Below are 20,602 nucleotides of genomic sequence, written 5' to 3' on the forward strand. Positions count from 1 at the left end.
AGAAAGACAGCAGGGAGCACGCCCCCTGCACCCCGTTACTCGCCGTAGGGCAGGGTCTGGCTTGATCAGCCAGACCGAAGTAAAAAAGTATGGGCAGAGTGAACCGCCTGTCAAAAAAGGCATTTGACAGGCTTACTTTAGAGCACTCCAAATCAAGGGTACGTGCTGAGCACTTGACGGTTTCGTTCATATCAGGTGATTTCATAACGTTACAGGGAGCATTACCGGGCCGTGATAAGCGCCAGACGTATATCCCGCAGGCAGTGATGCCGTAAATGCTGTTCTCCTTCTCGATGGGGTCTATTTTTAATGAAGGTAACAGGCTAAAGTGATAATTATGAAATTGACTTAAAGTGCAGAAATCCACAGTCCCAAACGCGGTTCGGAACGAGATTTGTGAGAATAGGCACCTTTGCGAGAGTACAATGGCCGAATATGAGGCAAATGTTCTTGAAATGTTGTATTTACGCAGAAATCTTCGTGCTTTGGATGCAAGTCATGGTAAAAAGCTGCCTATTCGCACAAATGGCTGTCCCAAGGAGTGATCGGCCACACGCCGCGGACTTCTGACCGGGAAACAGATAAGGCACTTCGGCTTATGCGCTCCGCTTTTCCCGGATGAGCCCCAGCACCAGCGGAAGCAGCAGCAGGGTGAAGGCGGCGAGCACATACAGGCAATATTCGAACGCATAAGCATAATTGTACGCTGTAGCTTGCTTCAAACCGGACAGAAGCAGCGGCTTAACGGAAGTCTCCTCCGCAGTCAGCACGCAGCTGGCAGGGATCCCGGCAGGGTCGCCCATTCGGGTATAATCGCCATAGCAGCTCTGGAATTGGCGGGAAAGCTCCTCCATCCGGTTCTCGCTCACTTGCAGCTTCATCAGGCCGGCCTGAAGCTCCGGAACGTGCCGTGCACTCGCCAAATCCGCATGCCGTCCGAGGGTATTCATGAGAACAATTCCTATGAGCGCAATACCGATGGCAAACGCCACCTGCATACCGGTAGTCAGAATTCCGGAGGCCGAACCGACATCTTGTCGCTGTATGCGGGAGAGAACGGCGTTTGTGAGGGGAGCGGCTAAGCTGCCCTGACCGATCCCAAGCACGGCAAGCGCCGGAATCCATTCATAGCCCTGCAGGGAAGTTCCCGTCCTATGCACCGATAAGGCAAGCAGCAAATAACCTGCTGTGGTGAGCAGAGCGCCGAAGGTCAGCACGTGCGGACCGAGCTTGGCTACAGCCTTCGCGGAATAGAGCGACGCTGCGAAGTAACCGGCCCCCATCGGCAAAATAATCATCCCTGCCTGAAGCGCAGTGAAGCCAAGGCCGAGCTGCAGGAAGTAAGCCGAAACAAGGAAATAGGCGGCTTGGGAGCATAACAGCACAAAGACGATCAGCATGCCCATGGCAAACCGGCGCTGCGCGAACAAGCTGACGTTAATGAAGGGCTCGCGGCCCCGGGCAGCCATCCGGCGCTCGTAGAAGACGAAAGCGGCCAGCACCGGTACGGAGAGGATCAGACAGGCGACCAGGCCCGCAGGCCAATGCTCCTTTTGACCCTGTACCAGCGGGAAAATCAGCATAAACAACCCGCCCGTAGCCCAAGCGGCTCCGATCCAATCCAGCTTCTCGGAAGAGCTGCTTCCTTTCGTTTCCTCTATATACATAGTCATGCCGAGAATCAGCAAGCCAACGGGCACGCTGAAGAAGAAGACGGTCCGCCAATCTAGTCCGGCCGGGTCCCAGCGCAGCAGCAATCCTCCGATTAGCTGGCCGCTTGTCGCCGCTATGCCTTGGGCAGCGCCGTAGAGTCCGAATACTCCGGCGCGTTTGTCCGGCGCATAGCTCGTTTGGATCAGCGACAGCACCTGCGGCATCATGAAAGCCGCCGACACTCCCTGCAATATCCGGAAGACTACCAGAGAGGAAACACTCTCTGCGAGTCCGCAAAGCAGAGAGGAGACGGTGAACCCGATGACTCCGAGCACTAGCAATCGTTTGCGTCCGTACCGGTCGCCGAGTCTTCCCCCGATGATGAGGGTTACGGCATAAGCGAGCGTATAGCTCGTCAAGACGAATTGAACGCCCGAGAAGCCGGCTTGAAGTCCCCGCTGGATCGCCGGAGTGGCGACATTGACGATGAATACGTTAGCTACAGCCAAGAAGACGGTCAATAAAATGACGGCCAGCAGAAGATGAGACTTGAGCTGAGGCCGTTCGCCAATTAAAGGCTCTGCTGCGGCGCGAACGGACTGGCTTGGTGAAGCTGAATGGGTTGGGTTGGACACTGTACATCCTCCTAAGGGATATGATAAAATCAATGGGGTAGACAGATCTGTCTCATACCTTGATATGATACAGACAGATCTGTCTCATGTCAACGGCATTTTCATGTCTCGAAAGGGGAACATGTGATGGAGAAGAAGGAAACCGCGAAGGAGCGCATCCTCCAGGTGGCTTCGAATTTGTTTTACGACGAGGGAATTCGGGCGGTTGGCATCGACCGGATTATTGAAGAATCAGGTGTAGCCAAGGCAAGCTTCTATCGAAATTTTGCGACGAAGGATGCACTGGTCGTGGCCTTTCTGGAGCAGCGCCATGCACGGTCGATGGAAAGAATCGAGACGGCGCGAAGCCGTTATCCCGGCGAGCCGTACAAGCAGCTGCTGGAGGTGCTCCGGCTGTTGTCCGAACGGATGATCGAGCCGGATTTTCGCGGCTGTCCTTTTATGAATACGACAATTGAGTTCCCGGAGCAGGAGCACCCCGGCCATCACAAGGCGAAGGAATGCCGGATTGTGGCTTGGCATGCCATTAAAGATATGGCGGAGGAGGCGGGGGCCAGCGACCCGGAAGCGCTGGCCAAGCAGCTTGAGATTGCATATAGCGGAGCGGTGATGACAGCATACCTGTACCGCTCGAAGGATAATGGGAAGCACTTTTACCATGTCGTGCAGCTGCTGCTGAAGGAGCATTTCCCCGATCACGCAAAAAATCCCGCCGTGCTGAATTAGCCGCGGCGGGATTTTTTGCTTGTTACTGGCTTATTCGATTGCCTTTAAGTTCGCGGAGCTGAACCAGCTGCCGGTATGCTTGAATCCGGTCCAACCGGGCCAGCTCATCCGACTCGGGCATAGAGCTTCGGGGGACTCCGGCAGAAGACGAACCGACGGCTTCCGGGTGTACGGCCATTTGAAAGGCTTGAGGATTTTTAATAAATTTATATAAAAAATGATCATTCAACATAAAGGTCAGCTCCTTTTCATGCTATAGCTTTCGTAGGCTTTTACCAATTTAAGGGGAGATTTAGCAAATAGGTATCCCGGCGAATATGCAGCTCCTCTTCCAGCCTCTGTTCCTGCAAGGGAATAGGGGCCTTTTTGTGCTGCACCGGCTGCCATATATCGTTCACTATTGCTTCACATCCGATGTGACGAAGATCATAGTGACTTACGGTACACAGGCTCTACAATGAGCACATGACATAAATCACACCCGTATGGGGAGGGAATCAACGATGGCTAAGCCTGAACCGAAAATCCAAGCAGAGCAAGGGAAGAAGCAGGTGGATTCGCGAAGCAAGAGCGGAACTGCAATGCCGCCGCAGCACAAAGAGCCTGAGCTTAAAGGGGCCTTTGCTTCCGTCATGCTGCTTGGAGCGTTTCTCGTGCTTACCTGGGTAGGCGCGTACGTGTTGTTTATTTCAAGAGGGTAACAGGGGGAGATTACAGATGCATATTCATCGACTAGAAAAAATATGGCTCATTTTCGGAATCGCGATGCTCATTACGTTCCTGACCGTGGTAGGCGTGGGAGCCTTCGCCCAAGGGATGCAGCCGCCGGGTACGCACAGACATACGGTGGATCCGGAGACCGTCGACAAGACCGCTCCCTTCGACAAGCCGGGACTGAAGAAGGTGGGCGACAACGAATACGAGGCTTACATGCTGGCTTTTGCCTTCGGCTATTCGCCGGGTAAGATGGAGATTCCGGTTGGGGCTACCGTAACGTTTCACATTACAAGTAAAGATGTAGTTCATGGCTTCCAAATCCCAGGTACGAATGTCAACATGATGGTCATGCCGGGGGAAGTGAATCAGCTGACCTATAAGTTTACGAAGCCGGGCGAATATCTGGTGCTCTGTAACGAGTACTGCGGTACGGCCCACGAAATGATGCAGACAAGAATTATCGTTAAATAATCAAAGGGGTGTAGGCAATGACGACAGACTGGAAAAGCTTCGACCGGCGCGATAGCGCCTTGTCGCTGGCCCATATCCTGTTCGCCTTCGGGGCGTTATTCATCGGCGGCATCGCCGGCTTGCTGCAGGGCCTTGTCCGCGGCGGCATGCTGGAGCTGCCTTACGGGATCGGGTATTATCAATTGCTGACGGCACACGGCGTGCTGATGGCGCTCATTTTCACAACTTATTTCATCATCGGCTTTATGTATGCGGGCTTGGCCAAAACGCTGGGCGGCAAGCTGCTTCCGATCGCCAGATCGTTTGGCTGGGCGGGTTTTGTGTTAATGACCGTGGGTACGCTTCTGGCTACGGTACTGATTCTGCTGAATAAAGCGACCGTATTATACACATTCTATGCACCAATGAAAGCTTCCCCATGGTTTTATGTGGCACTTGTGCTCGTGGTCGTGGGCAGCTGGACGAGCGGCTACGGTATGTTTGCGAACTACCGCTATTGGAAAAAGACGAACGTAGGCAAGCTGACGCCGCTGTTCTCCTTTATGGCGATCGTCACCATTCTGATGTGGGTCATTGCGACACTGGGCGTAGCGATCGAGGTACTGTTCCAGCTGATTCCATGGTCCTTCGGCTGGGTCGAGACGGTCAATATTATGCTGAGCCGTACGCTGTTCTGGTATTTCGGCCATCCGCTCGTATACTTCTGGCTGCTTCCCGCCTACATGTGCTGGTATGTGGTCATTCCGAAGGTCATCGGCGGCAAAATGTTCTCCGACGCATTGGCTAGATTGTCGTTTATTATGTTTCTGCTGTTCTCCATCCCGGTAGGGTTCCACCATCAGCTGATGGAGCCTGGGATCTCGAATGTATGGAAGTTCGTTCAAGTCGTGTTGACGTTCATGGTCGTCATTCCTTCCCTGATGACCGCCTTCTCGCTGTTCGCCACCTTCGAAATGCACGGCCGCTCGGTCGGCGCGAAAGGACTGTTCGGCTGGTTCAGCAAGCTGCCTTGGAAGGACGTTCGCTTCTTCGCTCCTTTCATGGGCATGCTGATCTTCATCCCGGCCGGCGCCGGGGGGATTATCAACGCGAGCCATGAGATGAACGCATTGATTCACAATACGCTATGGGTTACCGGCCACTTCCACTTGACGGTAGCGACCAGCGTAGCGCTTACGTTCTTCGGGATTACGTATTGGCTGATCCCGGCCCTGAGAGGCCGCAAGCTGACGCCATTCCTTCATAAAATGGGGATCATCCAAACGTGGGTCTGGATTGCAGGCATGTTCTTCATGTCCGGCTCGATGCACACGGTCGGCCTGCTTGGCTCGCCTCGTCGTACGGCGTACACCACTTACATGGACCACCCGGATGCCGTTCTGTGGATGCCGTATCATGTGGCGATGGCCATCGGCGGTACAATCCTGTTCATCGGCGTCATCCTGATGATCGTCAACATTGTGCTGCTGTTCCGAGCGCCAGTCGGTGAAGAGGAATTTCCTATTGCAGAGGTTAGCGATACGGCGGAAAAGACGCCTGCGATCTTCGAGCGCTGGGGACTGTGGGTCGGCGTGCTGGTCGTACTGATTCTCGTCGCCTATACAGTGCCGGTCACGGATTTGATTACGAACCCCGGTGTCGGCTCCAAGGGATTTGTCACATGGTAAAATAATAGAGGCCCCTGCGCAGCTTATATGGCTGTGGCGGGGGCTTTTTGCGCTGAATAGAAAGGTCTTGTCTCTCATTGCAATTTGGTATATGATACCATTTAAAACTCTTGATATGGGGGCGTTAAGCATGGAGATCCGGTTTGATGCGTATGTCATCAGCGACGAGAAAGCAAAGCTGAAGGTGGAAACGATTCTGAGCTTCTTGGCGAGGAGCTATTGGGCGGATAAACGGGTAGAGACAGCGATCCGGCGCTCCATCGAGACATCGCATTGCTACGGCGTGTATGAGGGGGAGAAGCAGATTGCCTTCGCCCGGGTAGTGACGGATTATGCGACGGTGTATTATTTATGCGACGTCTTTGTGGATGAAGCTTACCGAGGACAGGGGATCGGAAAGCGGCTCGTCGATGCTATAGTCAACTCGGAAGAATTGAAAGGCTTGTCCGGGCTGTTAGGAACACGGGATGCGCACGGATTGTATGAGCAGTACGGCTTCGCACGGGAGCCGGAGAAAATGATGCGCAGGAGGCCGGTCAGTTAAACCGGCTCTGCTTCATAACGGTCGCCTCGCGTCTGCGGGTGGGAGATCACAAGAAACTCCGCTTCGGTATCCGAGGCGTTTTTCATTTGGTGCGGGACGCCGGGCGGCACCTCGACGCCTTCCTGCGGGCCGAGGATGATAGCTTCGCCATTCAGCTCCAGCTCAGCCGTACCTGAGAGCACGAAGAAAAATTGGCGGGACTGCTTGTGGTAATGCCGGACCTCGGCGGTGCCGGCGGGCATGCGCTCGTGAATGACGCTCAGCTCCGGCTGCTTCACCAGATGCCAGCCGTCACATGCGGCTCCCCAAATATAATGCTCGGCGTTTTGTTTGCTTATTTTCATATGGGATGTTCAACTCCTCCATTTATTTGAGCCAGCCGGGGCCCCGTGGCCCGGGTTCCCGGCTTGAGGCTTGCTGAAGCCAGCGAAGCCGGAAGCAGTTCATCCCTGTCTGACCCAGCTCATCGAGCAGGCCGTAGTTCGCCCAAGCGCCGACAACCGCTCCGATGCCGGGTACAAGCTGCAGCATTTTGCGAAAATCGATGGTGTCCCGGTATTCCTGCTGCAGCTGGCGCCAGTCGATGTGGTGCACGTAGGAATCGGCTGAAGGAAGGGAGGCGGAGGTCTCCGGCCAGTCATGAATATGGCGAAGCATCTCGGCCTTCTTGCTCTGACTGGAGAAGGCGACCTGGAACACGTTCAGCAAATACAACCGCTCCCGGTAATCGCGGGTGGAATGCCCGTACACATGAGACAGCTCAAACAGCAGCTTCATCTTGATGCCGATCAGGATCGGAAAATCGGCAAGGCCGAGCAAAATGCCGCCTGCTCCGGTTCCCGCTCCTTCCGCGGCGGCGATTTTCTTGTAGAGCGAGATGAGCTCCTCTGCGCGTTTGTCCCGGATCGCCAGGCTCCCTTCCCGGAGGGGCTCGCTCTTCGGAATGTAATCCATGCTGAACAATGAGGTTTGCACAATGCCCTTCACCGCGCCTGTAATCGTCTCGTGAACCTTCTCCGGAATGACCTTGTTAATCCGGGTTGAGACCGCCTTGGACGTCATCTCCAGAAATCCCGGTGGACGAAGAAGCTCATGCTCCCAGAGGCTTAGCTGCTTGAGGATCTGCTGCTCATATACCGTTAAACGATCATCCATACCGCCACCCCTTATCTACCTGTAAAAAGATTATATCGCGGCATACGAAGGAGGAGCAACTTTGGTTTCAGAAGGCAGGGAGCGGCGGAACGGTTACTGCTTCAGTACATGCTCGGCATAATAGCGTCCCCAGTGCGGACGTGTTCCGTCGATATCCGTGAAGCCGTATTCGTCCGAAAGCTCCCAGGTGCTTAAAGCACGTCCGCTTTTGGCGGAGACGTCAGGGTCTGCCGCCAAGGCTGCCACGGCTCTGCCGATGTAGTAAGGCGTTTCGGAGGCGATAAAATGGGGGTCCTTCCCAGCTCCCTCCCGCCAATTGTCCTCCGTGACGCCGAATAGCTCCAGCATCGCCTCCGAACGCAAGAAGCCGGGGGTCAAGGCCAGGGCGGTCACCCGGTGCGGTTTCAGGTCGGCCGCCATCGCTTCCGCTAAGTGAATGGCGGAAATTTTGGCCAGGCTGTAATACAAATTGCCGCGGTAGCTGTAGCTGTCCCCATCGGTAATCTCAATGATCAGTCCCTGCTTGCGGGCTACCATGAGCGGCGCACCGTAATAGCTGGTCATCATATGGGAATGCACGGCTTGGCGCTGGATTTGGAGCCCGTTCGCCAAAGAGTGCTCCCAGAAGGGCTGCTCCCACACCGTTAATGGATCGCCGCCCCACAGATCATTGACCAGAATATCAAGCTGACCGTTCTGTTCCTTCGTCACTTGCTCGAACAAGGCCTTGACGTCCTCCTCCACCGTATGGTCGGTGCGTACGGCGATGCCGCGGCCGCCGCGGCTCGTCACGAGCTCCGCCGTTTCCTCGATCGTTTCGGGGCGCTGCATCGGCGAGGTGCTGCTGCGGGTGGTGCGGCCGGTAACATACACGGTTGCTCCCGCCTCGCCCAGGGTAACGGCAATGGCCCTGCCGGCTCCGCGTGTCGCTCCGGCAACTACGGCTACTTTGCCCTTCAATGGCTGTTTCATAAAAAAACCTCCTGATGATGGAATGAAATCAATTGACTACAAACTCAGTTTATCCAATAATAATGACAACGATTGTCATATTAGACGGGTATAGTGGCATGGAAGAGTTCCATTTGGAGGGAGGTAGAGGTTCATGCGGGCGGATCGTTTACTATCCATTCTGATGCTCCTGCAAGTACATCGTCGCATGACTACGCGTGAGATCGCGGAGCGGCTGGAGGTTTCCGAGCGAACGGTGCACCGCGACATGGAGGCGCTCGCCTCAGCGGGAATCCCGCTCTATGCCGAACGGGGAAACGGCGGCGGCTGGCGGCTGCCAGAGGGTTATCGCACGAACCTGACCGGCCTTACCCGCACAGAGATCCGGAGCTTGTTCGTGCCCGGCGCTTCCGCCGCGCGTCTTACGGAGCTCGGCCTAGGGGAAGCGGCCGAATCGGCACAGCGCAAGCTGTTCGCGGCGCTTCCCGCAGGCTCTTTGCCGGACGCGGAATTTACGAGGCAGCGAATCTACGTCGACGGGGCCGGCTGGTACGACGCAGCGGAAAGCGTGCCGCTGCTCCCGCTGCTGCAGGAGGCGGTGTGGCAGGAGAAGCGACTGCGCATCGATTACCGCCGCCGGGATGAGGAGCATAAGCGCGCGGAGCGGGTTGTCGAGCCTTTGGGCTTGGTGGCGAAGGGAACCGCCTGGTACTTGGTTGCCGCCGGGGCCGAAGGCGAGCTCCGCTCCTTCCGGGTATCCAGGATAGCTGCGGCAGAGGTGCTGGAGGAAACGTTCGATCGGCCGGCGGGCTTCGAGCTGGAGCAATACTGGAAACGGTGGATCGCTGAATTCAAGGAGAAGCTGCCAAGCTACAAGGCGGTGCTTTTCGTAAACAAGGCCGTCCTTCGAAGGCTGCGCTACGCAAGGTATGTCACGGTTCTGGAAGTGTCGGATAAGGCCGATCCGGAGGGACGTATTCGTGTTGTCGCCGATCTGGAGACGAAGGAGTATGCGGAGGAATTGCTGCTGGGATTTGGCGCATCGGTCCGGGTCGCGGCTCCGGAGGAGCTTAAGGCTTCCATAACGGAGGCCGTTCGGGAGCTGGCCGAGCTGTACGGCACGACTGGAGATAAGGGAGGAGAGAACAAGGATGTGTGAGACGGACGGAAAACAGCGGTGCGGGTGGCTGAACGGGGATCCGCTATATATCGCTTATCATGACGAGGAGTGGGGACGCCCGGTGCATGACGATCGCCTGCTGTTCGAAATGCTGACGCTGGAAGGGGCGCAGGCGGGGCTGAGCTGGTTTACGGTGCTGAAGAAGCGGGAGCATTACCGCGTGGTGTTCGATAACTTCGATCCGGCAACAGTGGCCGGCTACGGCGAGGCGAAGCTGGAAGCGCTGCTTGAGGATCCGGGCATTATCCGTAACAAGCTGAAGGTGCGGGGCACAGTGCAGAATGCGCAGGCCTTTCTTCGGGTGCAGCAGGAGTTCGGCAGCTTCGATCGCTACATCTGGCAGTTCGTCGGCGGAAAGCCGATTCAGAACCGATGGGCGTCGCTGCAGGAAGTTCCCGCTACGACCGCGCAATCCGATGCGATGAGCAAGGATTTGAAGAAACGGGGCTTCACCTTCGTCGGTTCAACGATTTGCTACGCTTTTATGCAGGCGACGGGAATGGTGAACGACCACACGCTGAGCTGTGAGTGGCATCCCGAATTCACTGCTATGGGGAGCTAGTAACGGGGGTACATACAAGAATAGGGAGAGAATAATGATGGAACAACGTTATGCAAGAGAATCGCGCTGCTACAAAACCGCCCGTATTTTTCCGACAGACGTCAATAATCACAATACGCTGTTCGGCGGCAAGCTGATGGCGTACATCGACGATATTGCTTCGATCGCCGCCTCTAAGCATTGCCGGTGCTCCGTTGTGACCGCGTCCACGGATTCGGTCGACTTCCTTGCACCGGTGAGAACGACGGACTCGGTTTGTCTGGAGGCATTCGTGACCTGGACCGGCAGAAGCTCCATGGAGGTATTCGTGAAGGTGATCACCGAGGATTTGCGGACCGGGGTAAGGGACATTGCCGCCACCTCCTTCCTGACCTTCGTCGCGCTGGATGAGAATAAAAAGCCGGTGACGGTGCCTCGCGTTGTGCCGGAATCAGCGGAAGAGATCCGGCTGCATGAGACGGCCGTAGGCCGCGCCGACATGCGCAGACAACGGAGGGAAGAAAGCAAGAAATTTGCGGATGTACTGACCACGACGTTTCCGTGGGAATAAATTCATGACAGCGGTCCATGGAGGCAATCTCTATGGGCCGTATTTTATAACATTAGAATTTATAAGTTTTGAGCGGAGCTCAAGGATTCTAATGTTTCAAGAAAAGCTTCCTCTTGCTCACGAATGTACATCCCCGAGAGGGCTTCGATAGAAGCTTTTCTTATTGCCTTTGTTATCGATTTGCGGAATTTGGATTGTTGCTGCCAAATCATACAAACTTACTGGATGGGTTGTACATATACTAGAAACAAGACTAGCAGAAGGAGGGGGTACCATGGCAAGCAAGTATTTGGACGGCAGCACAAAAAAGGCTATCCGCAAGTGGATCAAACGGGTAAAAAGAAAAGATTATAAAAAAGGGAAAAAAGCAGGACTTCGTGCAGAGAAGAAACTGAAGCTATCCTACAAGGTTCTTGGTATAGGAAATTATCGGATTGTTTATGAAATGGACGACAGCTATGTGCTCAAGGTGGCAACGTGCAAGAAGGGAATCGTAAGTAACCAAATCGAAAAGCATATCTATAAAAACTCCCCTCAATCCGTCCGGTATCATCTGGTTAAGGTTAAGAAGGGAGGAAAGGGCTGGATCATTATGGAGAAAGCGGAAAAGCTCCCTAGGGAGACACGATATATCAGTAAGGTTGCAGAGCTTAAACAGAAATTTGAGGACGTAGGCATTATCGCGGATGATATTTATGGAGGGAGACCGAATTGGGGGAATCTCGGTATCAAAGATAAAGAAATTGTGGTGGTCGATTACGGCAAATTTAAATTTCAGAGCGAAAAGGATGCCCAATAAAGAATAACATCCTTGTGTTGAGGGTCCTCGAAGGCTGAGGACTTTTTTTGTGCCGAAATGAGTTCAGTGGAGAGCCGGTCTTAGTACCCTGCCTTCCCGGGTTGAATACGATACATAAAAGGCTCAAACGGAAGGAGATGCTCGGGGTGCTTGATAGAGAGCTGTCTGAATCGAGGTGGACCTTAACGGGAGAAGCTCAAAGGAAGGCGTTATTGGACCAGCTCGGTTTGACCGGAGCAAAGATCATTCTTTATGGGGGGGTGGACCCCTCAGAGGAGAAGCTGAGCCTATTATACGAGTCGATGCTGGAAGTGGTCTCGCTTGAGCCTAAGGCTCGGCTGCTTATCATTAACGGAGAGCCAACGGTGATGAAGCATATCCGGAAATTCCGGGAAGCCTTGGCCGAAGAGCTTTACGGCTATGTTTGGCATATTCTCGGCATTCCATCGGTCGAGTCCACCGGCTGGTACCTGCTTGCCGATGTCATTGTGCTGCTGTCAATGGATGAGGAGAGTATCCGGGCTGCCCGGAATTACGGTGTTCCCGTTGTCGCGCCACGCCTCGAGGCCATGGATGAATGGATCCTGAACGGGAGGACGGGTTGGCTGATTTCGCCGGAGCTGCTGGAACGCAATCTGGCCCCGACCTTGCTGGATGTGCTTCAGGATCAAACCGTCGCCCGAAGGATGGGGGAGCTGAGCAGGAGCTACGTTCAGATGAAGCCGTCTACCAAGCCCAAATTGACCCGGAAAAGTAGCCCATAGGCAAGTCATTGCATATGTTGCAAATGACTAGTATTTGGAAGGAGTCGTCTATGAAAAGGCAAAAAGGAAAAATATGGGCACAAAAGCCGTCTCGGACAAAAAAATCAAGTCACATCAATGAGCTTAGTTTCCTGGATTATCTGGATGAACATGAAATAAAGTCGCCAACCTATGATATCATCGTGCCGCAAGACACGGTTGAAGAGCCCGACGTTGCACTTCCCCGGGGCCAAGTGGAAGAAGAAGAAAAAGCGCGTGCCGCCTCTACTCAGCTGATGGAGCAGCCGGTCCCGGAGCCGGTTTCTCTGCCGGAAATCACTTCGGAACCTGAAGCCAATCCGAATAAGAAACAGCTGCTTACCCGTAAGCTCCCTGTAAAGCAAGGACCGTTTATCTATACCGATGATATTTCCGATGCGGCGATTACGCAGGAGAAGGTTGCCAACCGGGCGATCAGCGGGGAGAAAATCAAGCTGAACACGATTACAGCTCCGCTCATCGTAGATTTTGCCATCGTTACCTCTAAGCTGGCGGACCATAGTGTAACCCAGCAGAAAATTGCACGTTCCTCCATCATAAACGAGCATATCGGCGACCAAAGCATTTCGGGAAGCAAGCTGATCGACCGATCGGTTCCCGGAGAAAAGCTGCTCGACAACAGCATTACGTCGGAGAAGCTGGCTGACAAGATCATTGATTCCGTTAAGATAGCCGAGGGGTCGATCGAGGCTAAGCATTTATCCGAGCAATTGATATCGGAGGAACTCATTCAGGATCAAGCGGTCACCTCGGATAAAATCAAAAGCGGAGCTATAGAGGGCGTTCATCTGGCCAATGCATCCGTCGATACGGCCAAGATCGCCGATGATTCCATAACGGCGGAGAAGCTGCGTGACGAGGCTGTATCGGAGAATAAGCTGGCCGATGGCGCTGTGACGGCAAGCAAGCTTGCAGATCAAGTCATTCATGCCGGGAAGCTGGCTGACGGAGCTGTCTTGCCGCAGAAGCTGGCGGATCAAGCAGTCACCGAAGAGAAGCTAGCCGACGGCGCAGTGATCGCTTCCAAATTAAGTGCTGGGGCCGTAACCGGGGAGAAGCTTGCTCCAGGCTCTATCGCTTCGGGGCATATCCAATATGGGGCGGTAACATCGGATAAACTTGCTGACGGCAGTGTAAGCAATCGTCAGTTGGCCGGTCAGAGCGTTACCTCAGACAAGATAGCCAACAACTCCATAGTGACCAACAAACTCGTCGAAGGAGCGGTTACTTCCGATATTTTGGCTTTCGAATCGGTGTTGTCGCATCACATTGCGGATGGTGCCGTACTATCCGAACATATCGAGTATGAGGGGGTTGCGACAGAGCATTTGGCGGATGGGGCCGTAACGACCGATAAGCTCGAGGACGCATCGGTTACCTCCTCCAAGCTGGCGAGGGATGCCGTTGGCAGTCAGCACCTGGCGGCGGGTTCGGTGGGGGAGAACCACTTGTCTCCTCGCGCGGTAAGCTCCTCTAAGCTCAGCCCGGGAGCGGTGACGGAGATTCATATCGCCGACCAAGCCATTTCCTCCGGTAAGCTGCAGCAGGCGGCCGTCCAAACGAGCCATATTGCCGGCGAAGCGATAACCGCAGCCCACATCGCGAAATCCGCAGTGGGGAGCGAGCACATTGCGGCGACAGCCATAGGGTCGGAGCATGTCACCAACGGGGCTATTACCGAAGTGAAGCTCCAAGACGGGGCCGTAACCTCCAGTAAGCTTGGGCCGAACACCGTAGGATCTCAGCATATCGCACAGGGGGCCGTAACCGAGGCGCAGCTGTCCGAAGGCAGCGTGACTTCCTTAAAGCTTGCGCCCAATTCGATCACGCCGGTTCATCTGTCCAACAACTCCGTTGAGTCCTCCAAGCTAAGCCCGGGAGCGGTAACGGAGATTCATATCGCCGACCAAGCCATTTCCTCCGGTAAGCTGCAGCAGGCGGCTGTCCAAACGGGCCATATTGCCGGCGAAGCGATAACCTCAGCCCACATTGCGAAAACCGCAGTAGGGAGCGAGCACATTGCGGCGACGGCCATTGGGTCGGAGCATATCGTCAGCGGGGCTGTTACCGAAGAGAAGCTTCAAGACGGGGCCGTAACCTCCAGTAAGCTTGGGCCGAACACCGTGGGAACTCAGCATATCGCACAGGGGGCCGTAACCGAGGAGCAGCTCTCTGAAGGCAGCGTGACCTCCTCAAAGCTTGCGCCGAATGCGATCACACAGGTTCATCTGTCCAACGGCTCCATTGAGTCCTCCAAGCTAAGCCTGGGAGCGGTAACGGAAGTTCATATCGCCGACCAAGCCATTTCCTCCGGAAAGCTGCAGCAGGAGGCCGTCCAAACGGGCCATATTGCCGGCGAAGCGATAACCGCAGCCCACATCGCGAAATCCGCAGTGGGGAGCGAGCACATTGCGGCGGCAGCCATAGGGTCGGAGCATGTCGTCAACGGGGCTATTACCGAAGAGAAGCTTCAGGACGGGGCCGTAACCTCCAATAAGCTTGGGCAGAACGCCGTGGGAACCCAGCATATCGCACAGGGGGCCGTAACCGAGGCGCAGCTGTCCGATAACTCCGTCACTTCTTCGAAGCTTGCCGCGGGAGCGGTCAACACGAGCCATATCGATGAAGGCGCTATTACGGGCAATAAGATCAAGGACAATACCATTGACGGCATGCATATTATGCAGGAGTCCATTTCCGGCTATCATATCATTCCGGGTACGATCTCAGCACTCCATCTGGAGCATAAGCTGGCCGATCAGCTTAAGCAAAGCATTCAGCAGAGTGTGGAAACGGTTGTCTCCTCCGTGACGAGCGTGTTGTTGGCCGATGGGACTGTAACCGGGACGAAGCTTGCCTCCGGTTCCGTAAACACCGAGAAGCTATGCGACGCTTCCATATCAAGCGATAAGCTTCAGGATGCGGCCATCACCGAAACCAAAATTGCAGATGGAGCGATACGAACGGAGAAGCTGTCCGACGGCGCGATTGTTTCGGGCAAAATCGCGGACCGTGCCGTGACGGCTGATAAGCTGCAGGAGCACGCCGTCCGCTCCGAGCATTTGGCCAAAGGGGCCGTAATCGATAGCGTCATTGCGGATGGTGCCGTTACAGGCGCCAAGGTGGCCGACGGTAGCGTGGACAGCGATAAGCTGAGTTTAGGGGCGGTTGGAGCGAAGCATCTGCAATCGGGAGCTATCGGAACGGAGCATCTCCGCGAAGGAGCGGTAGCGAGCCAGAGCATTCTGGACGGAGCCGTTAGCGAATCGAAGCTTACAACGGGCAGCGTCACCGGCAGCAAGATCGCACATGGGGCAATTCGCTCCGAGCATCTGGCGCCGAACCTCATCGATGCCCGCCATCTGCAGCCTGGGGTAGTTTCGTGCGATTTGCTCAAGGATGGTGCGGTCACGGGCAGCAAGCTTGCGGACGAAGCCGTAACAACCTCCAAGCTTGAGGAAGGTGCCGTAACCGCGGAGAAGCTGGCTGCGAAATCGATACGTGACCGCCATATTGTGAACGGTGCGGTCACAGAGATCAAGCTGGCCGACGGCGCTGTGACCAGTGCGAAGCTGGCGGATGGAAGCATCAGCGGCAGCAAGCTGGAAGCGGGCTCGATCGGAGCGGTCCACCTGCAGAAAGGCAGTATCACAGAGGAGGTGCTGGCCGACGGTGCTGTCACAGGAGGGAAGCTGGCGGACGGGTCGGTCGGCAGCAGCAAGCTGAAGCCCGGCGCTGTCGGGACTGCACAGCTTCAGAGCGGAGCCGTTGCCGGAGCTGTCCTTGCGGATGGAACGGTAACGAGCGCGAAGCTCGCCGAAGGTGCCGTCGGCTCGGCTCACTTGCAAGCGGGTGCTGTTATAGGAGAAATCCTGGCGCCAGAGGCAGTGACCGGCGCTAAGCTGGCAGCCGGCAGCGTAGACGGTACAAAAATTCAAGCCGAAGCGATTGGAACAGCTCATTTGCAAAGCGGCAGCGTTCAAGGCGATATTCTCGCGGATGGGACGGTAACGCAATCGAAGCTGGCGGACGGCAGCGTCCACGGATCGAAGCTGGCGGAGGGCGCCGTGGGAGCGGCCCACCTGCAGAAAGGGTCCGTTGCCGGGGATATCCTTGCCGACGGCAGTGTGCGGAGCGATAAGATTGAAGCCGGCGCGATCACCGCTGTTCATTTGCAAAACGGTGTGATTGTAAGTGATCATATTGCAGCGGGTGCTGTAACCGGCGATAAGATACCGAACGGAGCGATCGCGGAAGGAAAGCTGGAAGACGGAAGTGTGACCAGCGGTAAAATCAAAGCGGGCTCCATCCGATCCATTCATCTTCAAGGCGGAGCGGTCATGACCGTTAATATCGCGGAGGGAGCGGTTACCGGCTCGAAGCTGGCGGATGAAGCGATCACCGGGGAGAAAATTGCTGAGGCTTCTATCGGGGCCGCACATCTCCAAACGGGTGCGATTGCAGCCGAAGCGATCGCTGACAGCGCAGTGACGACAGCGAAGCTGGCCCAAGGGGCGGTGACGGGCCACCAGCTGGCAGCGGGATCTGTAGGCGTCGATAAGCTGAATTTTCAACCGGTGCAGGCCGTCAAGGCCAAAACATTGCAGCAGTATGGATTGGTGCCCTTCGAGTTTAAAGCGGAGGATCAATCGATAGAAATCCGAGTTTCGCTGGAGGAAGCCTTCACGGATGAGAACTATGTTTGTGTTGCCTCAACGAATCATGCCGCCTGTTATGCCATCGTCCTAAGCAAGGATCCGCAGTATGCCGTCGTCCAGATCGTACGTAACAAGTTCTCATCGGATTTGAACGGAATATTGAATTGGATTGCGATCGGCAGCAAATAACATTAGGCTTAGGCTCCGTACCCTTGCCGGGTGCGAAGCCTTTTTTTTTCAGGATGAACTGTGACTGTTGCCTGGGTAAATGCATATGTTACCAATAACTAGGTGTATGGAAGGAGCAATCCGATGAAGAAAAGGAGAAAATCTTCTTCGACAAGACCAAGGCCGCTCGGTTCTCGAATCAATGAACTGAGCTGGTTGGATGAGCCGCCTAAGAGTCCGTCATCCATGCCGAGCAAGGAACCGCCTGTGCTGGAGCCGGAACCGGAGCCGGTCGGGCCGGTCGCCAGGATTCACGAAGCGGTATTGGTGGAACAATCAAGTATACTGCCTGTGGAAACGGTCGTCGTCCTGGAGAAGGGGGATGCCGGCTATCGGGAGAAAAAGAAGCCGTCCGAGCCCTTGCTGCTTGTGAAGGAGCGCAAGCTGCCGAACCGTCCGAAACCTTTTATCTACTCTGATGATATCACCGATGAAGCCGTCACAAGGGAGAAGCTGGCCGCCGGTTCGATCGATGCAACCAAAATCAAACCGGGCAGCATCGGGACGCCTGCTCTCTCAGACTACGCGGTGGATTCATCCAAGCTTGCGGACCGGTCTGTGACGGGTCCCAAAATAGCGCTGGAGTCCATCTCAAACGAGCACATTAGCGATCTCTCGATTGCGGGAAACAAACTTCAGAACGGCTCCATTGGTGGAGAGAAGCTGAAGGAAGGCAGTATTACCCCGGAGAAGCTGGCGGACAAAATCATTGATTCCATCAAGATCGCGGACGGCTCCATTCAGATGAAGCATCTGGCGGATGAGTCCATCAGCGGAGAGAAGCTTGCGGACCGGTCGATTACGGCGGATAAGATCCATATCGGTGAAATTCATACGGAGTTATTGGCCAACGAATGCATTGACACCGCCAAGCTGGCGGAGGAGGCGGTAACCTCATCGAAGCTGAGAGAGGGGGCTGTACAAACTTGGATACTGGCGGATGAGGCCGTAACGACCCCTAAGCTGGCCGAGCAATCGGTCACTTCGGAGAAGCTATCGCCTTGCGCCGTAAGACCGGACCACATCGGCTACCGGGTTATCCAGTCCGGCCATCTGGATCGGGGCGCGGTAGCCGCCGATCATATTTCCGCTAACGAGATCGGTGCCGAGCACATCCGGCCTCAAGCCGTACTGAACGTACATGTCCGTGATGGAGCCATAACCTCAGATAAGCTTGCTGCGGATGCGGTGACCTCTTCACACCTCGGTGCAGGCTCCGTCGAATCGGTGCATATAGCTGAGCGGGTGATCCTTACCGGACATATTGCCGAACAGGCGGTGACCTCAGAACAGCTGGCTTCCTGCTCCATCCGGACGGAGCACATGTCTCCTTCTTCCGTGACTACGGATACGATAGCTGACGAAGCCGTCATCTCGGATAAAATCGCACCCTCTGCCGTCACCTCAGATCACATCGGCAACCGGGTCATTCAATCGGGCCATCTGGACCGGGGCGCAGTGATCGCCGAACATATCTCCGATAATCAAATCGGTGCCGGGCACATTCAGCCTCAAGCCGTGCTGAACGTACATGTTAGTGATGGAGCTATCACCTCAGATAAGCTGGCTGCGGATGCGGTGACCTCGTTTCATCTGGGTGCAGGCTCCGTCGAATCGGTGCATATAGCTGAGCGGGTGATCCTTACCGGACATATTGCCGAACAGGCCGTGACTTCAGAACAGCTGGCTTCCTGCTCCATCCGCACGGAGCACATGTCTCCTTCCTCCGTGACAACGGATACGATAGCTGACGAAGCCGTCATCTCGGATAAAATCGCACCGTCTGCCGTCACCTCGGCTCACATCGGCAACCAGGTCATTCAATCGGGCCATCTGGACCGGGGCGCAGTGATCGCCGAACATATCTCCGATAATCAAATCGGTGCCGGGCACATTCGGCCTCAAGCCGTAATGAACGTACATGTCCGTGATGGAGCCATTACCTCGGATAAGCTGGCTGCGGATGCGGTGACCTCTTCTCATCTCGTTGCAGGCTCCGTCGAATCGGTGCATATAGCTTATAGAGCTATTCTTGCCGGGCATATTGCCAAACAGGCCGTGACCTCGGAACAGCTGGCCTCCTCCTCCGTACGGACGGAGCATATGTCTCCTTCCTCCGTGACCACGGATACGATAGCTGATGAAGCCATTGTTTCGAATAAAATCGCACCGTCCGCGGTCACCTCACAGCATCTGACACCCGCTTCGGTGGTCACGGAGAAGCTTGCCGATGCAGCGGTAACGACGGAAAAGCTGAAGGATGAGGCTATTACCTCCCGGAAGCTGGGCATCTCCTCCGTCGGCAAGGAGCACCTCTCGGAAGCTGCGGTTACCGAGAAGAGCTTGGCCGAAGGTAGTGTGAGCGGCAGCAAGCTAAAGCCCGGTGCCGTTGCAGGGCATCACCTTCAAGACGGTGCTGTCGGCAGAGAGAAGCTTGCCTTCAGCTCCATCACTGGCGATAAACTGCAGGAAGGGACGATTACAGGCGAGAAGCTGGCGGAGGATTGTATCAAGAGCATTAACCTATGTAAGGATTCGGTCACGCCGGAGAAGCTTGCACCCGGTGCCGTAAGTGAAGAGAAGCTGGCGAACGCTGCCGTAGGCGCCGACAAGCTGAAGGACGGGGCGGTGATACAGGAGAAGCTGGCCGACGAGAGTGTGACCTCTAGAAAAGTGAAGCCCGGTGCGATAGGGGGAAGCCATATCCGGGAAGGGGTGGTAACCGGAGTGCATCTGGCTCATGGGTGCGTTACGCAAAACCATATCTCCGACGCAGCCGTGACGGAGAAGAAGCTGGCACCAGGGACGGTATCCGGATTTCATCTTACAGGAGCTTCGGTAACGTCAGACAAACTGGCCGACGGTTCCGTCACGGAGGCCAAACTGGCGGATGCCAGTGTAACGGGCGCCAAGCTGCCGCCTGAGGTTATTGAGGAGCGGCATCTGAAGGACCGCAGCATAGGGCTCGACAAGCTGAACTTCATCCCCGTTCAGACGGTAAGGAGACCCGTGCTTCAGCAGTTCGGTCTGTGTCCCTTCCAGCTCAAGCTGGAGGATGAAAGCATGGAGCTGACGATTCCGCTTGAAGAGCCCTTCCCAGATGCCCAGTACACCCTTGTTGCCACTACGGACCATCCCGCTTGTTACGCCAGCATTAAGGAGAAGAAAACGGATTCGGTGACGATACAAATCATTAGAACCCGTTTCTCGCCGGAGCTCGGCGGAGTAATTAACTGGAATGCGGTAGGCTATATCAACTAAAAAAGCGGACTGTTCCCCGGGAACGCGGCTGAAGCGGAGGGA

The 20,602-nt window shown here is 55.3% G+C and carries 17 protein-coding genes; 12 read left to right on the top strand and 5 right to left on the bottom strand.

Annotation, left to right across the window (positions count from 1 at the left end; genetic code table 11):
• Positions 1 to 596: 596 nt before the first annotated feature.
• Complete coding sequence (locus RAC89_RS17885) at positions 597 to 2,288, bottom strand: MFS transporter (RefSeq protein ID WP_306615088.1); 1,692 nt, start codon at positions 2,286 to 2,288, stop codon at positions 597 to 599.
• Positions 2,289 to 2,414: 126 nt separating this feature from the next.
• Here RAC89_RS17885 and RAC89_RS17890 point away from each other — a divergent pair, with 126 nt between their 5' ends.
• On the top strand, positions 2,415 to 3,014 hold the full coding sequence (locus tag RAC89_RS17890; RefSeq protein ID WP_284644800.1) for a TetR/AcrR family transcriptional regulator: 600 nt from the start codon (positions 2,415 to 2,417) through the stop codon (positions 3,012 to 3,014).
• Between the two features lie 22 nt (positions 3,015 to 3,036).
• Here the strand turns inward: RAC89_RS17890 and RAC89_RS17895 are convergent, their stop codons facing one another.
• Positions 3,037 to 3,246 (bottom strand): hypothetical protein, encoded by a 210-nt coding sequence (locus RAC89_RS17895; RefSeq protein ID WP_306615091.1) that lies wholly within the window; start codon positions 3,244 to 3,246, stop codon positions 3,037 to 3,039.
• 271 nt (positions 3,247 to 3,517) lie between these two features.
• On the opposite strand from RAC89_RS17895, the gene RAC89_RS31735 reads away from it, so the two are divergent.
• The 4 genes from RAC89_RS31735 to RAC89_RS17915 all read left to right on the top strand — a co-directional run bounded on the left by RAC89_RS31735 (position 3,518) and on the right by RAC89_RS17915 (position 6,413).
• On the top strand, positions 3,518 to 3,715 hold the full coding sequence (locus RAC89_RS31735; RefSeq protein WP_373429959.1) for a cytochrome c oxidase subunit 2A: 198 nt from the start codon (positions 3,518 to 3,520) through the stop codon (positions 3,713 to 3,715).
• 16 nt (positions 3,716 to 3,731) lie between these two features.
• Complete coding sequence (locus RAC89_RS17905) at positions 3,732 to 4,202, top strand: cytochrome c oxidase subunit II (RefSeq protein ID WP_306615093.1); 471 nt, start codon at positions 3,732 to 3,734, stop codon at positions 4,200 to 4,202.
• 17 nt (positions 4,203 to 4,219) lie between these two features.
• Complete coding sequence (locus tag RAC89_RS17910; protein WP_306615095.1) at positions 4,220 to 5,869, top strand: b(o/a)3-type cytochrome-c oxidase subunit 1; 1,650 nt, start codon at positions 4,220 to 4,222, stop codon at positions 5,867 to 5,869.
• Between the two features lie 91 nt (positions 5,870 to 5,960).
• The gene (locus RAC89_RS17915) at positions 5,961 to 6,413 is read left to right on the top strand and encodes a GNAT family N-acetyltransferase (RefSeq protein ID WP_306615097.1); all 453 of its coding nucleotides are present in this window, start codon (positions 5,961 to 5,963) and stop codon (positions 6,411 to 6,413) included.
• Here RAC89_RS17915 and RAC89_RS17920 read toward each other — a convergent pair.
• The 3 genes from RAC89_RS17920 to RAC89_RS17930 all read right to left on the bottom strand — a co-directional run bounded on the left by RAC89_RS17920 (position 6,410) and on the right by RAC89_RS17930 (position 8,540).
• The gene (locus RAC89_RS17920; protein WP_306615099.1) at positions 6,410 to 6,757 is read right to left on the bottom strand and encodes a cupin domain-containing protein; all 348 of its coding nucleotides are present in this window, start codon (positions 6,755 to 6,757) and stop codon (positions 6,410 to 6,412) included. The two genes, RAC89_RS17915 and RAC89_RS17920, sit on opposite strands and share 4 nt — an antisense overlap.
• A 22-nt stretch (positions 6,758 to 6,779) precedes the next feature.
• On the bottom strand, positions 6,780 to 7,568 hold the full coding sequence (locus tag RAC89_RS17925; protein WP_306615101.1) for an EcsC family protein: 789 nt from the start codon (positions 7,566 to 7,568) through the stop codon (positions 6,780 to 6,782).
• A 93-nt stretch (positions 7,569 to 7,661) separates the two neighbouring features.
• Positions 7,662 to 8,540 (bottom strand): SDR family oxidoreductase, encoded by an 879-nt coding sequence (locus RAC89_RS17930; protein WP_306615102.1) that lies wholly within the window; start codon positions 8,538 to 8,540, stop codon positions 7,662 to 7,664.
• Between the two features lie 133 nt (positions 8,541 to 8,673).
• Here RAC89_RS17930 and RAC89_RS17935 point away from each other — a divergent pair, with 133 nt between their 5' ends.
• The 7 genes from RAC89_RS17935 to RAC89_RS17965 all read left to right on the top strand — a co-directional run bounded on the left by RAC89_RS17935 (position 8,674) and on the right by RAC89_RS17965 (position 20,560).
• On the top strand, positions 8,674 to 9,678 hold the full coding sequence (locus tag RAC89_RS17935; protein WP_306615103.1) for a helix-turn-helix transcriptional regulator: 1,005 nt from the start codon (positions 8,674 to 8,676) through the stop codon (positions 9,676 to 9,678).
• Positions 9,671 to 10,261 carry a DNA-3-methyladenine glycosylase I gene (locus RAC89_RS17940; protein ID WP_306615104.1) on the top strand — a complete coding sequence of 197 codons (591 nt, stop codon included), beginning with the start codon at positions 9,671 to 9,673 and terminating at the stop codon, positions 10,259 to 10,261. Before RAC89_RS17935 ends, RAC89_RS17940 begins: the two co-directional genes overlap by 8 nt.
• A 37-nt stretch (positions 10,262 to 10,298) precedes the next feature.
• The gene (locus tag RAC89_RS17945) at positions 10,299 to 10,811 is read left to right on the top strand and encodes an acyl-CoA thioesterase (protein ID WP_284637696.1); all 513 of its coding nucleotides are present in this window, start codon (positions 10,299 to 10,301) and stop codon (positions 10,809 to 10,811) included.
• Between the two features lie 274 nt (positions 10,812 to 11,085).
• Positions 11,086 to 11,610, top strand: coding sequence for a hypothetical protein (locus RAC89_RS17950; protein ID WP_306615105.1), 525 nt, complete (start codon positions 11,086 to 11,088; stop codon positions 11,608 to 11,610).
• A gap of 101 nt (positions 11,611 to 11,711) precedes the next feature.
• Positions 11,712 to 12,374, top strand: coding sequence for a glycosyltransferase (locus tag RAC89_RS17955; RefSeq protein ID WP_306615106.1), 663 nt, complete (start codon positions 11,712 to 11,714; stop codon positions 12,372 to 12,374).
• 50 nt (positions 12,375 to 12,424) lie between these two features.
• The gene (locus RAC89_RS17960; protein WP_306615107.1) at positions 12,425 to 17,260 is read left to right on the top strand and encodes a WIAG-tail domain; all 4,836 of its coding nucleotides are present in this window, start codon (positions 12,425 to 12,427) and stop codon (positions 17,258 to 17,260) included.
• Positions 17,261 to 17,383: 123 nt separating this feature from the next.
• Positions 17,384 to 20,560 carry a WIAG-tail domain gene (locus tag RAC89_RS17965; protein ID WP_306615108.1) on the top strand — a complete coding sequence of 1,059 codons (3,177 nt, stop codon included), beginning with the start codon at positions 17,384 to 17,386 and terminating at the stop codon, positions 20,558 to 20,560.
• The last annotated feature ends 42 nt before the right edge of the window (positions 20,561 to 20,602 follow it).

The organism is Paenibacillus sp. GD4 (genome assembly GCF_030846225.1).
GTDB lineage: Bacteria > Bacillota > Bacilli > Paenibacillales > NBRC-103111 > Paenibacillus_G > Paenibacillus_G silviterrae.

Coding starts and splice junctions, on each gene's coding strand:
- RAC89_RS17895 (WP_306615091.1), bottom strand. CDS start 3,246: ATGTTGAATGATCATTTTTTATATAAATTTATTAAAAATCCTCAAGCC.
- RAC89_RS17915 (WP_306615097.1), top strand. CDS start 5,961: ATGATACCATTTAAAACTCTTGATATGGGGGCGTTAAGCATGGAGATC.
- RAC89_RS17920 (WP_306615099.1), bottom strand. CDS start 6,757: ATGAAAATAAGCAAACAAAACGCCGAGCATTATATTTGGGGAGCCGCA.
- RAC89_RS17905 (WP_306615093.1), top strand. CDS start 3,732: ATGCATATTCATCGACTAGAAAAAATATGGCTCATTTTCGGAATCGCG.
- RAC89_RS17910 (WP_306615095.1), top strand. CDS start 4,220: ATGACGACAGACTGGAAAAGCTTCGACCGGCGCGATAGCGCCTTGTCG.
- RAC89_RS17940 (WP_306615104.1), top strand. CDS start 9,671: ATGTGTGAGACGGACGGAAAACAGCGGTGCGGGTGGCTGAACGGGGAT.
- RAC89_RS17965 (WP_306615108.1), top strand. CDS start 17,384: ATGAAGAAAAGGAGAAAATCTTCTTCGACAAGACCAAGGCCGCTCGGT.
- RAC89_RS17950 (WP_306615105.1), top strand. CDS start 11,086: ATGGCAAGCAAGTATTTGGACGGCAGCACAAAAAAGGCTATCCGCAAG.
- RAC89_RS17960 (WP_306615107.1), top strand. CDS start 12,425: ATGAAAAGGCAAAAAGGAAAAATATGGGCACAAAAGCCGTCTCGGACA.
- RAC89_RS17945 (WP_284637696.1), top strand. CDS start 10,299: ATGGAACAACGTTATGCAAGAGAATCGCGCTGCTACAAAACCGCCCGT.
- RAC89_RS17935 (WP_306615103.1), top strand. CDS start 8,674: ATGCGGGCGGATCGTTTACTATCCATTCTGATGCTCCTGCAAGTACAT.
- RAC89_RS17890 (WP_284644800.1), top strand. CDS start 2,415: ATGGAGAAGAAGGAAACCGCGAAGGAGCGCATCCTCCAGGTGGCTTCG.
- RAC89_RS17925 (WP_306615101.1), bottom strand. CDS start 7,568: ATGGATGATCGTTTAACGGTATATGAGCAGCAGATCCTCAAGCAGCTA.
- RAC89_RS31735 (WP_373429959.1), top strand. CDS start 3,518: ATGGCTAAGCCTGAACCGAAAATCCAAGCAGAGCAAGGGAAGAAGCAG.
- RAC89_RS17930 (WP_306615102.1), bottom strand. CDS start 8,540: ATGAAACAGCCATTGAAGGGCAAAGTAGCCGTAGTTGCCGGAGCGACA.